Source organism: Aestuariivivens sp. NBU2969, assembly GCF_019931125.1.
GTDB classification, from domain to species: Bacteria; Bacteroidota; Bacteroidia; order Flavobacteriales; family Flavobacteriaceae; genus Aestuariivivens; species Aestuariivivens marinum.
Genome location: NZ_JAIOUU010000016.1, coordinates 32,906 through 45,953, shown reverse-complemented (window position 1 = coordinate 45,953; position 13,048 = coordinate 32,906). Strand labels below are relative to the sequence as shown.

Below are 13,048 nucleotides of genomic sequence, written 5' to 3'. Positions count from 1 at the left end.
ATGGGCATCTTAAAAAAGAAATATTTAAAACCCTTTAAAAACTGGTTTGTGATCATCATTATAGGATTTGTTGTTTGGATGCTATTTTTTGATACTAATTCGTGGCTAATACATAATGAACTTAATAATGACATTGATGCATTAGAAGCCGAAAAGGAATATTATAAAAGGGAAATTGAAAAGGATAACAAAGCCATTGAAAATTTAAAAACCGATGAAGGTTTGGAAAAATTTGCAAGGGAAGAGTATTATATGAAACGGGAAAACGAAGAAATTTATATTATTGAATATGAAGACAGCTTAAAAACCAAACCAAATGAATAACCGTTTGTTTGAAGATTTTAAAGATGTTTCGGCCAAGCAGTGGAAACAAAAAATTCAGTTCGATCTAAAAGGAGCAGACTATAACAATACTCTTGTTTGGAATACCTATGAGGATATTGCCGTAAAGCCCTTTTACCATGCTGAAGATTTTAAGGAACCTCTTCAAATTTCAAAGACCAAAGCTACCCAATGGAAAATTTGTCAAGCTATTTTTGTTTCAAATGCAGAAAAAGCAAATACAAAGGCCATTGATGCCATTGAATGTGGTTCAAATAGCATCAAGTTTGTTTTGCCCCATGCCAATATTTCTTTAAAAAACTTATTGAAAAGCATCGATTTAAACAAAACTTCTCTTCATTTTGAATTACAATTTGTTTCTGATGATTTTATAAGCAAATTATCATCCTTGGATTCAAAGTCTATATTTGTTCATACCGATATTATAGGAAATCTTGCCAAATCAGGAAATTGGTTCAATACCCTAAATGGAGATTTTAAACAATTTGAAGACATCCTCAAAAGCACCAAATCATTTACCGTTAATACATCACTATATCAAAATGCAGGAGCTACCATGGTACAGCAATTGGCCTATAGCATGGCTCATGCCAATGAATATTTGAATTATCTGGATAACTCTGTCATTGCGGGACAAACAAAGCAGTCACTTCAATTAACTTTTAATGTTTCAATTGGCACTAATTATTTCTTCGAAATAGCCAAACTAAGGGCACTAAGGTTACTTTGGAAAACACTGGCTTCAGAATATCAAGTCAATACCGATTGTCATATCTTAGCGACCCCTACCAAACGCAATAAAACGCTTTACGACTATAATACCAACATGTTACGAACAACCACCGAATGCATGAGTGCTATTTTAGGAGGTGCCAACACAATTTGTAATTTACCTTACGATGCCATTTACCATAAATCCAATGCCTTTGGTGAGCGCATCGCTAGAAACCAACTGCTAATTTTAAAACATGAAAGTTACTTCAATAAAGTGAATAATCCCTGCGATGGCACTTATTATATTGAAACCCTAACCCAGCAATTAGCCGAAAAAGCCTTAAAACTGTTTAAGGATATTGAAACCAATGGAGGTTTTCTAAAACAGCTTAAAAATGGTACCATTCAGCGTAAGATAAAAGAAAGTGCTCAAAAGGAACAAACAGCCTTTAACAATGGTGATGAAATTTTATTAGGCACCAACAAGTATCCCAATCCTAATGATAAAATAAAAGACAATCTGGAGCTTTATCCTTTTGTAAAAACCAAACCCAGAAAAACATTAATAGAACCTATTATAGAACATCGGTTATCTGGAACATTAGAACAAAAACGTTTAAAAAATGAACAGTAATATGAACTCAAAACTTAATTTAATTACTTTTTTATTTGTTTTAACCCTGCTAGGTTGCAAAAAAGAACAATCTTTTACCGATTTTGAATTCACCGACAAAGGTATAGTGTTAAACTGCGAAACCCTAGATACTAAATTATATAATGAAGCCTTGTTTGCATTCGAAAGTGATGTGGTTAATTTTTATGGTAAAAACAACCCAAACCCAAATCAATTAAGGGCTTATTCACAGTTTGTTCGAGATGCAATATACAATCGTGCAAAATATACCGAAATGGTGTCACCACATACAGCAAAGGTTTTTCAAGCCTTAAAGAATGACAATGATTTATGGGACGCCAATAACCCAAAAAGTCATTTAAATTATAACAGCACTTTTTTTAACTGTATCGCCAATAACATTCAAAACAAGGATTTAAAAACAACGCTTAACGCCCTGGTCTCTACCAACAGCATGAGCCCTAAACTTTTTGGAGCACCATTAAGCTCACAGTATAGCTTAGCCATTAGGGACAAATACCTAGCGGCTTATATAGCTTTTGATTTATTTTACGCAAAATTATTTGATGTAGACCTTTCTTCAATCAGCTCAAGAAACACTAACGAATCAAAACTGGGTACTAATACAGAGCACAATCACTAAATGCGAAAAAGCCTCCAACATATTAGCCTAAAGCCTGAAACTGTAAGTTATAAGCGGGAAGAAAAGTGCTTTGAAACTGCGGAAGGTATTATGGTAAAATCGACTTACACCAAGGATGATATTGAAAACTTGGAGCATCTCAACTTTACCGCTGGTATTCCGCCTTATTTACGTGGTCCATATAGCACCATGTACGTTAGGAGACCTTGGACCATCAGGCAATATGCTGGTTTTTCTACTGCCGAAGAAAGCAATGCTTTTTATAGACGTAATTTAGCAGCAGGACAAAAAGGGCTTTCCGTAGCCTTTGATTTGGCTACCCATCGAGGTTATGACAGCGACCATGAACGGGTGATCGGTGATGTGGGAAAAGCAGGTGTGGCTATAGATTCAGTCGAGGATATGAAAATTCTCTTCAATCAGATTCCGTTAGATAAAATGAGTGTTTCCATGACCATGAACGGTGCGGTTTTACCCATTATGGCTTTTTATATAGTAACAGCTGAAGAACAAGGAGTTAACTTGCAGCAGTTATCGGGCACCATTCAAAATGACATCTTAAAGGAGTTCATGGTTCGTAACACTTATATTTATCCGCCAACAGCTTCCATGACAATCATTTCAGATATTTTTGAATTTACCAGTAAACACATGCCTAAATTCAATAGTATTAGTATTTCAGGCTACCATATGCAGGAAGCTGGAGCTACCTGCGATATTGAATTGGCCTATACCCTAGCCAACGGATTGGAATATCTTAGAACAGGAATTAAGGCAGGCTTGGATATCGATACCTTCGCTCCTCGCCTATCCTTCTTTTGGGCCATTGGCATGAACCATTTTATGGAAATCGCAAAAATGCGTGCGGCACGCATGCTTTGGGCTAAATTAGTGAAGCAGTTTAAGCCAAAGAATGAAAAATCATTGACATTACGCACCCATTGTCAAACATCGGGCTGGAGCTTAACAGAGCAAGACCCATTCAACAATGTGGCTCGAACCACCATTGAAGCAGCGGCCGCTGCTTTTGGTGGCACACAAAGCTTGCACACCAATGCCTTGGATGAAGCCATTGCCCTGCCCACCGATTTTTCGGCACGTATAGCCAGAAACACCCAATTGTTTCTGCAAGAGGAAACCAAAATCACTAAGACTGTCGATCCATGGGCTGGAAGTTATTACGTCGAAAGACTAACACACGACATTGCACACAAAGCATGGCTGCTTATAGAAGAAGTTGAAACTTTGGGAGGCATGACCAAAGCCATTGAGGCCGGCATACCTAAAATACGTATCGAAGAGGCAGCTGCAAAAAAACAGGCCCGTATTGATTCTGGGCAAGACTTAATAGTAGGTGTCAATAAATACCGATTGGAAAAGGAAGACCCAATTACAACTTTAGAAGTTGACAACCAAACCGTTAGAACCCAACAGATAGCACGTTTAAATACCATAAAAGCCCACAGAAATAATATTAAAGTTAAAAGTGTTCTTACCGATTTAACCCAAGCAGCAAAAAATTCCTTAAATTCGAAAAAAACAGATACCAACTTACTGGCTTTAGCAATTGAAGCTGCCCGAGCACGTGCCACATTAGGTGAAATAAGCAATGCTTTGGAAATAGCCTTCGGACGTTTTAGAGCTGAAATAAAATCATTTTCTGGCGTGTACAGTAAAGAGATAAAAGACGATAAGTCGTTTAAAAAAGCCCAACAATTGGCAAATATTTTTGCCGAACAGGACGGTAGAAGACCACGTATAATGATCGCAAAAATGGGACAAGACGGTCATGATCGTGGGGCAAAAGTAGTGGCCACTGGCTATGCAGATATTGGCTTTGATGTTGATATTGGACCGTTATTCCAAACACCACAAGAAGTTGCTAAACAAGCTGTTGAGAACGATGTACATGTCTTAGGTGTATCGTCATTAGCAGCAGGTCATAAAACCTTGGTGCCGCAAGTTATTGAAGCCCTTAAAGCTTATGATCGAGATGATATTATGGTTATTGTGGGCGGTGTAATACCCAAACAGGACTATCAATTTTTATTTGATGCAGGTGCCATTGCTGTTTTTGGTCCCGGAACCAAAATAAGCGATACGGCTATCACCATTCTTGATATTTTAATTGATTAGGTTTTTATCTACAAACACATTATATTATAGATATACATTTTTATACATACTGTTAACAAGTTCCATTTTTATTCCTCATAAATAATTGTATTTTTACCGCTTACAAAACCAAATCATTTAATGGGTAAAATCATTGCTATTGCTAATCAAAAAGGAGGTGTAGGCAAAACCACAACGTCCATAAACTTAGCAGCTTCACTTGGTGTTCTAGAAAAAAAAGTCTTGCTTATTGATGCCGATCCGCAAGCCAATGCTACTTCGGGTATTGGAATTGATGTAGAATCTGTTAAAATAGGCACCTACCAACTTTTAGAGCATTCCAATACGGCTGAAGAGGCCATTATAAAAACCGAAACCCCTAATCTAGATGCCATACCGGCTCACATAGACTTAGTGGCAATTGAAATAGAGCTTGTAGACAAGGATAATAGAGAATACATGCTCAAAACAGCAATAAGCAAAATTAAAGAAGCTTATGATTATATTATCATAGATTGTGCGCCATCACTGGGTTTACTCACCCTAAATGCATTAACGGCTGCAGATGCAGTAATTATCCCTATCCAATGCGAATATTTTGCTTTGGAAGGTTTAGGAAAATTATTGAATACCATTAAAAGTGTTCAAAAAATCCATAACCCTGAGTTGGACATAGAAGGATTACTGTTAACCATGTACGACTCACGTTTAAGATTATCTAACCAAGTGGTGGAAGAAGTACAAAAACATTTCAATAATATGGTATTCAAAACTATTATTCAACGAAATGTACGGTTAAGCGAAGCTCCAAGTTACGGTGAAAGCATAATTAATTACGATGCCAGTAGCAAAGGTGCAACGAATTACTTAAGTTTGGCAAAGGAAATTATCAATAAAAACGATTAATATGGCTAAGGCAACTAAAAAACAAGCTTTAGGTAGAGGGTTGTCGGCGCTTTTAAAAGATCCTGAAAATGACATTCAATCGGTTCAGGATAAAAATGCCGATAAAGTTATAGGTAATATCATTGAGTTGGATATTGATTTTATTGAGGTTAACCCGTTTCAACCTAGAACCAATTTTAGTGAGGAGTCCATTCGCGAACTAGCATCATCCATAAAAGAATTGGGGATTATACAACCCATAACGGTTAGGAAATTAGATTTCAACAAATACCAATTGGTTTCTGGTGAACGCCGTTACAGGGCATCCAAACTTGTAGGATTGGAAACCATTCCTGCCTATATTAGGATTGCCAACGACCAAGAATCTCTGGAAATGGCTTTGGTTGAAAACATTCAACGCCAAGATTTAGATCCCATAGAGATTGCATTATCTTACCAACGTTTAATAGATGAAATTAATTTAACCCAAGAGCAGATGAGTGAACGTGTTGGAAAAAAACGTTCTACTATTGCCAACTATTTGAGGTTGCTAAAGCTTGACCCTATTATTCAAACAGGTATGAGAGATGGCTTTATAAGTATGGGACACGGCAGGGCGTTAATTACTATTGAAGACCAAGCATCACAATTGGATATTTATGAAAATATCCTTGCCAATAAACTTTCTGTTAGGGAAACCGAGGAATTGGTGCGCAACTACAACTCTTCGCCAGAATCAAAAACAAGTATCAATAAAACTACAGAAGAAGACATTCCTAAGTATATTAAAAAAGGAATTACTGCATTTTCAGAATACTTTGGACATAAAATAGACGTTAAAGTTTCTAAAAACGGAAGAGGAAAAATCACTATACCGTTCCATTCCGAAGAAGATTTTAACCGTATTAAAAAATTAGTTCAGAGTGCCAAATAAAAATAGTATAGCAGCGAGTATATGTTCTCTACTGTTTTGTTTTTCAATTCTTGCCCAAGACAGAGAGAATCAAAACCAAGAAGGCTCTCCAAAGATTATAAATGAAGAAGCCATAACGTTTGGTGAAGATATCAATCCGCTATCTCCTGCTAAAGCTGCTTTTTTATCGGCAGTATTACCAGGCTTAGGACAAGCCTACAACAAAAAATATTGGAAAATTCCTCTTGTATATGGTGCCTTGGGTACTGGAATCTATTTTTACATCAACAACAATAAGGAATACAATAGATACAGAGATGCCTATAAAAGTCGTTTAGCCGGTTTTAAAACAGACGAATTTTACTTTGGACCCCAAGGTGAAGAATTAACCACACCTCGGATTACGGACGATGGGTTACAACGTGCACAAAAATTTTATAGAAGAAATAAAGAACTCTCTCTATTAATAACCATAGGAATTTATGCCCTAAATATTATCGATGCTAATGTTGATGCGCATTTATTACAATATAATGTAGACGATAACCTATCTTTGTCACCACATTATAGAATAAACGAGATTGATGCTAAAGGTAATTTGGGTTTAACTTTAAATTTTAAATTTTAGATATGAACATTGCTTTGTTAGGATACGGAAAAATGGGGCAGACCATAGAGCAAATAGCTATTAATAGAGGCCATAACATCGTACTTACAGTCGATAAAGATGATAAAGACTTTGATGTCACCAAGGCCGATGTGGCTATAGATTTTAGTATCCCAAATGTAGCATTCAACAACATTGCTCTTTGCTTGAACAACAATGTACCTGTAGTTTCTGGGACTACAGGATGGTTAGATGATTACGATAAGGCTGTGGCATTATGCAAGGAAAAACAAGGTGGGTTTATTTATGCTTCGAACTACAGTTTGGGCGTAAATATATTTTTTGAACTAAATAAGACCTTAGCAAAAATGATGAGTTCACTCAATCAATACAATATAAGTATGGAAGAAATTCATCATACCCAAAAACTGGATGCGCCAAGTGGTACAGCTATTTCTTTGGCCAATGATATTATTGAAAATCACAATAATGTTAATGCTTGGAAACTAGATGAGGCCAGTGAAAATACAATCCCTATTGTTTCTAAGCGTATAGCAGATGTTCCCGGAACCCATAGCATTCACTATAAAAGTGAAGTAGACACCATCAATATAGAGCATGTTGCACATAACCGCCAAGGGTTCGCTCTAGGCGCCGTTATTGCAGCAGAATGGTTAGTAGGTAAAAAGGGGGTTTTTAGCATGAAAGATGTTCTAGGAATTTAATAATTTTCCAATACTAAATCTTTGTTAAAAATAAGTCAATCAATGAACACGGATTTTTATTTCATCTAGAAAAACTGCAAATTTGAACATTAAAAATTAATCTCTTGCCAAAAGGCAACTCTCAATAGAAAAGATTATGACGTTAACACAATGGTTTACATTTCTATTAGTCATCCAACTCATACATGGTTTAGGCACATGGAAATTACATATTAAAGCGGGCAGAAAAGCCTGGGAAGCATTTGTTCCTGTTTATAATGGTATTATCCTAATGAAAATAATTAACCGTCCATGGTGGTGGATTATTTTAATGTTCCTACCCATCGTTAACCTTATTATGCTTATTGTAGTTTGGGTAGAAACGGCAAGGAGTTTTGGCAAAAACTCATATACCGATACGTTTTTGGCCGTTGTTACCCTAGGGTTCTACAACTACTATTTAAACTATGTTGCTGATGTAAATTATGTTGAAGACCGAAGCATACAACCTAAGTCTGGCTCTGGTGAATGGACCAGCTCCATTCTGTTTGCTATTGTTGCGGCAACCATTGTGCATACCTATTTTATGCAGCCCTTTACCATTCCGTCGTCCTCTTTGGAAAAATCGTTATTGGTGGGCGACTTTTTGTTTGTTAGTAAATTTCATTATGGGGCAAGGGTACCCATGACGAGCGTAGCTGCTCCTATGGTTCATGACACTATTCCAGGGTTAAAAACCAAATCCTATTTATTTGATGACCATAAAGGCAGTAACTCATGGAAAAATAAGTTACAGTTACCCTATTTACGGCTTCCAGGTTTTGAAAACATAAAGCGTAATGAAATAGTTGTGTTCAACCAACCAGCAGACACCTTGTTGAACATGAACGATTTCCATCCTGATAGAAATTATTACAAACCCATAGACAAAAAAACCAATTTGGTAAAGCGCTGTGTGGGTTTGCCGGGTGATTCCTTAGAAGTACGTGATGGTTATGTTTATATTAATGGCAAACAAAACCAATTACCCGATAGAGCACAATTGCAGTTTAGTTATTATGTTCAGCCAAAAAATGGCGGATTCAATCTTAATTTTCTAAAGGAACGCTATGATATTACAGATCCTCCAAGACCTTTCCCAAACACTTATGTTTTTCCTGCGATTACCGATGGAGCTATTGCTAAATTTAAAAATCATCCTAACGTAGCGACTATTATCCCTGCTAAAGCTGAAAAAGGGGTTAGGGATGCTAATATATTTCCACATCACCCTGATTATAAATGGAATACCGATTTTTTTGGACCTTTATATATTCCAGAAAAAGGAAAAACTATTGATATCAACTTAGAAGTACTTCCGCTTTACAAGCGTGTCATTACTGAATACGAAGGGAATGCACTTCAGGTAAAAGGCAACCAAATTTTAATTAACGGAGAAGTTATTAATACCTATACTTTTAAACAGGATTATTACTGGATGATGGGTGATAACCGCCATAACTCTATCGACGCTCGCGCATGGGGCTTTGTCCCTTTTGACCATGTGGTTGGTAAACCCGTGTTTATTTGGATGAGTTGGGACGGACTTAAAAATCCACGTTGGGAACGCTTTTTCACTACAGTTCATGGAAAAGGTAAAGCAACTTCCTATTTCATTCCTTTTTTAGTTGTTCTGTTTGGTTGGATAGGTTTTAGCAAATGGCAAAAGCGAAAGAAGTCAAACAGCTAATTGTCATTCCTGCGAAGGCAGGAATCTTATAAATTGAAACTTAAAGTACTAAAAAATGGATTCCTGCCTTCGCAGGAATGACATGAAAATGAACATCATTATCCATCCAACATACTTCCCATCTATAGCCCATTTTGTTGCTATCGTTAAAGCCAAGGAAGTGATGTTTGAAATGGATGATAATTTTGCTAAGCAAACCTATAGAAATCGTACTTATATTTACGGTGCTAATGGTAAGTTAGCTTTAAATATTCCTGTAATACACACCCAAAAAAACAGGCAGAAATATAGGGGTGTTAAAATTTTCAATACAGAAAATTGGCAGAGCATCCATTGGAAATCATTGCTTACTGCCTATAGAACCTCTCCTTTTTTTGAATATTATGAAGATGAGCTAGCCCCTCTTTTTCAAAAACAGTATGACTATATTTTTGATTTTAATCTTAATTGTTTTGATGCCGTTTGTGATTGTTTACAACTGGAGTTAAATATATCAAAGTCTAAAATTTATAAAGAAACCGTCGAAGATTACATCGATTATCGTAACTTGGTTAAAGCCAAAAAAGAACAATATTATAACTTTAAACCATACACTCAAGTGTTTAGTGACAAACATGGATTTATTCCTAACTTAAGTGTTTTGGATTTACTGTTTAACGAAGGCCCTAATGCACTAAACTATTTGGAATCCCAAGAATTAAAATTAATGTAATGCTACAGTCCTTTGCACATTATGGCTGCCATTTTTTATTCCCCTTGGTTATAGCTTTATTATTTTATAAATCCAATTGGAAAATAGCTTACTTAATCATGTTAGCTGCTTTTGTCATTGACTTAGACCATATATTGGCTACTCCAGTTTTCGATCCCAATAGATGTAGTATTGGTTTTCATCCTTTACATTCGTCATTTGCCATTACATTCTATATATTTCTCTTAGTGCCAAAAAAATCAAGACTGATAGCACTAGGATTGGTTATTCATATCCTTTCTGATTTAGTAGATTGTAAATTTATGTAAATTATAACTGATACTGTATTCTAGGCCCTACTTTTCCAAACTTAAATTGGTCATTATGGGGTAATGGTCTGAATAACTCTCACTATACGTCTTAAAACCATTAACAGTAAAGGCTTCATCTGCAAAAATGTAATCAATACGTACTGGAAAAAATTTAATATTATACGTACTACCAAAGCCATTACCAGCTTCTTTAAAAGTATCATTTAAATTGCCTTTGATTCTTTGGTATACATACGAAAACGCCGTGTTATTAAAATCACCACAAATAATCATTTTATATCGGCATTGCTTTTTGTGCATTAAAAACAATTCGGTTTGAAACTGTTGCATTTTAAAGGTTTGGCTTACCCGCTTAAACAAGCGTTCGGAATCTTCTTTTTTAAGGCTTTCAACATTAGTATTGATATGCATGGATTCTAAGTGGATATTATAAACCCTAATCGTATCTTCTCCTTTTACAATATCGGCAAAAACAGCATTGTTACCAGTATCGGGAAACTCGACAGACCCACTATTTATTATAGGGAACTGAGAAAAAATGGCCTGACCATGCTTTACCTTTTTACCAGAAAGTTTTTCGTATTTATATTTAAAGAAAGAGAGGTTAACTTTTTGATGGGGGTGATATTCCTGTAAACTTAAAATATCAGGTGACTGAGTTTTTATAAAGTCGGTGATTTTGGTTTCAATGTGCTTTTCGGGGATCCATTCGTACAAATTGAATAACCTCACATTATAGTTCATTACTTTTAAACTGTTGGTTGCGTCAATATCCTTTGATGCTGATAACTTATACAACGACCCATAAAACAGATAACCTATAAATAAAGCAATAAACGATAACAGTAGTTGTTTTTTAAGCTTTACCAACCAATATAAAAAGCATAACGCATTGGTAAGTATCAAAAAAGGTACACCTAAATTAAGTACAGCCAATATGGAAAACGTTTTTGGGGGTAGTAAAGGCAATAAATAGGATAGCAAAAGAACTGCAGCCAATATAACATTGACACCATAAATAATCCTATTAAATAAGCCCAATTTCTTCACTTTAAATTAATAGTTATTGGTTATTACATTAATGGTCATTTTGTGTATTATTAATCCATCCTGACATTCGAACACTAGAACTGCAAACCTCAAGCTATTTACCTGCCCTAAACAAAAACTCCTTTTCTTCTGCCGTTAGGCTATCGTAACCACTCTTACTAATTTTATCCAAAATAATATCAATCTTTTTTTGCTTGTTAAATTCATTAAAATCCCCTTTAGTAAAACCGCCAACCTTGCTTTTGTTTTTATGTACGGTTTTTAAGGGTTTTCTTTTGGGCAATTTAAATAAGCTTACGATAGCATCCATAAACGTTTCAAAACCTTTACCTATATCTGTTCCCTTGATTAACTGTTTGGCATAAATATAGCCTAAAACTGCACCGCCTAAATGGGCTATATTACCTCCAGAATTTCCCAAAACGGGATCTTTTATTCCAGAAATAACTCCTAATACATCCAATATAACTATCGCCAAACCAATATACCATAGCTTTATGTTTATGGTAAAAAACCGGAATTCCTTATTGGGCATATAAGCACATAAAAAAATAAGTAAGGCCCTAACAGAAGCCGAGGCACCTACCAAACGTGAGTTTACAAAAACGTCTGGAAACAGGTTGTAAATCAACAAATAGAACATAGCCCCGCTTATGGCACCAAGAAAGTAAATGTTTAAAGCCATTTTAGGGCTGAACAGATTTAAAATCCATTGGGCTATTACATAAAGCCATAACATATTGAACAGAATATGTATAAAATCGTAATGCACGAAAGCATAGGTTACCAAGCTCCATGGCTGAAGTATTAATGTATTAAAGTTACTTGGCAATTCAAACCAGCTTACAACCGATTTAAAGATTGCACCTAAAAGAAAAACCGCTAGATTGATGGCGATTATCTTTTCCAGTACATTTAGGCGTTGCAACTTGTTTTTTATGTCCTGTGATAACGATGTCATAAATCCCATCGATTTTTATTAAACTGATTTTTCTTCCAATACCACATAATTAAAAATCCGGTTAAGGCACCACCTACGTGCGCCATGTATGCCGTATTACTAGGACTAAAAAAAGATTGTCCCGTTAGTCCTGAAATTAAATCCAACATAATTATCCCTGGAATAAAGTATTTGGCTTTTATAGGGATAGGTAAAAATATTAGCATCAATTCTGCATTAGGGTTCATAATGCCAAAAGCAGCTAATACTCCCATTATACACCCAGATGCTCCAACCATACTAGCAAAATAAATTTCATTAAACTTAGGACCAATAGCAGTAAAAATTTTGTTGTCCTTAAACACTTCTATTATTTGTTCATGGGTAGCACCAAGTTGCAATGCCTGGGTCTCCATTGGCAAATATTGAAAATAATAATACCCTACCTGCAATGCTACGGCTCCCAATCCAGCTGATATATATAAAAAAAGGAATTTCTTAGCTCCTAAATAATGTTCAACAGGCGTACCAAACATCCACAAAGCGAACATATTAAACAAGATGTGTGTTGGTCCACCATGCATAAACATATGGGTAAAAATCTGCCATGACTTAAAAGCTTCGTTTTTTGGAAAATGCATAGCAAACCAATCATAAAAAGTAGTTCCTCCAATAGCCAATGTTCCAATAAACATGAGCACATTAATGATTAATAAATGCTTAACCGTATCTGAAATCCTAATCATAAA

At 35.6% G+C, this 13,048-nt stretch carries 14 protein-coding genes; 11 read left to right on the top strand and 3 right to left on the bottom strand.

Features of this window, described 5'->3' with window-relative positions; all coding sequences use genetic code 11:
• From K7G79_RS11365 to K7G79_RS11315, 11 genes are all read left to right on the top strand, one after another.
• Window positions 1–324 (top strand): septum formation initiator family protein, encoded by a 324-nt coding sequence (locus tag K7G79_RS11365; RefSeq protein ID WP_223551706.1) that lies wholly within the window; start codon window positions 1–3, stop codon window positions 322–324.
• The gene (locus tag K7G79_RS11360; protein ID WP_223551705.1) at window positions 317–1,690 is read left to right on the top strand and encodes a methylmalonyl-CoA mutase subunit beta; all 1,374 of its coding nucleotides are present in this window, start codon (window positions 317–319) and stop codon (window positions 1,688–1,690) included. The genes K7G79_RS11365 and K7G79_RS11360 overlap by 8 nt, the downstream gene beginning before the upstream one ends.
• Before the next feature lies 1 nt (window position 1,691).
• Entirely contained in the window at window positions 1,692–2,333 is a 642-nt protein-coding gene (locus K7G79_RS11355) for a hypothetical protein (RefSeq protein ID WP_223551704.1), read from the top strand.
• Window positions 2,334–4,469, top strand: coding sequence for a methylmalonyl-CoA mutase (gene scpA / locus K7G79_RS11350; RefSeq protein ID WP_223551703.1), 2,136 nt, complete (start codon window positions 2,334–2,336; stop codon window positions 4,467–4,469).
• Between the two features lie 120 nt (window positions 4,470–4,589).
• Entirely contained in the window at window positions 4,590–5,354 is a 765-nt protein-coding gene (locus K7G79_RS11345; RefSeq protein WP_223551702.1) for a ParA family protein, read from the top strand.
• A gap of 1 nt (window position 5,355) precedes the next feature.
• Window positions 5,356–6,267, top strand: coding sequence for a ParB/RepB/Spo0J family partition protein (locus K7G79_RS11340; RefSeq protein WP_223551701.1), 912 nt, complete (start codon window positions 5,356–5,358; stop codon window positions 6,265–6,267).
• Window positions 6,257–6,874, top strand: coding sequence for a DUF5683 domain-containing protein (locus K7G79_RS11335; protein WP_223551700.1), 618 nt, complete (start codon window positions 6,257–6,259; stop codon window positions 6,872–6,874). The genes K7G79_RS11340 and K7G79_RS11335 overlap by 11 nt, the downstream gene beginning before the upstream one ends.
• A 2-nt stretch (window positions 6,875–6,876) precedes the next feature.
• Window positions 6,877–7,578, top strand: a complete 702-nt coding sequence (dapB, locus tag K7G79_RS11330) for a 4-hydroxy-tetrahydrodipicolinate reductase (protein WP_223551699.1) — start codon at window positions 6,877–6,879, stop codon at window positions 7,576–7,578.
• 136 nt (window positions 7,579–7,714) lie between these two features.
• The gene (gene lepB, locus K7G79_RS11325) at window positions 7,715–9,286 is read left to right on the top strand and encodes a signal peptidase I (protein ID WP_223551698.1); all 1,572 of its coding nucleotides are present in this window, start codon (window positions 7,715–7,717) and stop codon (window positions 9,284–9,286) included.
• 55 nt (window positions 9,287–9,341) lie between these two features.
• On the top strand, window positions 9,342–9,998 hold the full coding sequence (locus K7G79_RS11320) for a WbqC family protein (protein WP_370634215.1): 657 nt from the start codon (window positions 9,342–9,344) through the stop codon (window positions 9,996–9,998).
• Window positions 9,998–10,306 (top strand): DUF6122 family protein, encoded by a 309-nt coding sequence (locus K7G79_RS11315; RefSeq protein WP_223551697.1) that lies wholly within the window; start codon window positions 9,998–10,000, stop codon window positions 10,304–10,306. The genes K7G79_RS11320 and K7G79_RS11315 overlap by 1 nt, the downstream gene beginning before the upstream one ends.
• Before the next feature lie 27 nt (window positions 10,307–10,333).
• On the opposite strand, the gene K7G79_RS11310 is transcribed toward K7G79_RS11315, so the two are convergent.
• The 3 genes from K7G79_RS11310 to K7G79_RS11300 all read right to left on the bottom strand — a co-directional run bounded on the left by K7G79_RS11310 (window position 10,334) and on the right by K7G79_RS11300 (window position 13,045).
• Window positions 10,334–11,359: an endonuclease/exonuclease/phosphatase family protein gene (locus K7G79_RS11310; RefSeq protein ID WP_223551696.1), complete on the bottom strand. Its 1,026-nt coding sequence runs from the start codon at window positions 11,357–11,359 to the stop codon at window positions 10,334–10,336.
• A gap of 94 nt (window positions 11,360–11,453) precedes the next feature.
• Window positions 11,454–12,320, bottom strand: a complete 867-nt coding sequence (locus K7G79_RS11305; RefSeq protein ID WP_223551695.1) for a rhomboid family intramembrane serine protease — start codon at window positions 12,318–12,320, stop codon at window positions 11,454–11,456.
• Window positions 12,317–13,045, bottom strand: coding sequence for a rhomboid family intramembrane serine protease (locus K7G79_RS11300; RefSeq protein WP_223551694.1), 729 nt, complete (start codon window positions 13,043–13,045; stop codon window positions 12,317–12,319). The genes K7G79_RS11305 and K7G79_RS11300 overlap by 4 nt, the downstream gene beginning before the upstream one ends.
• Window positions 13,046–13,048 lie beyond the last annotated feature (3 nt).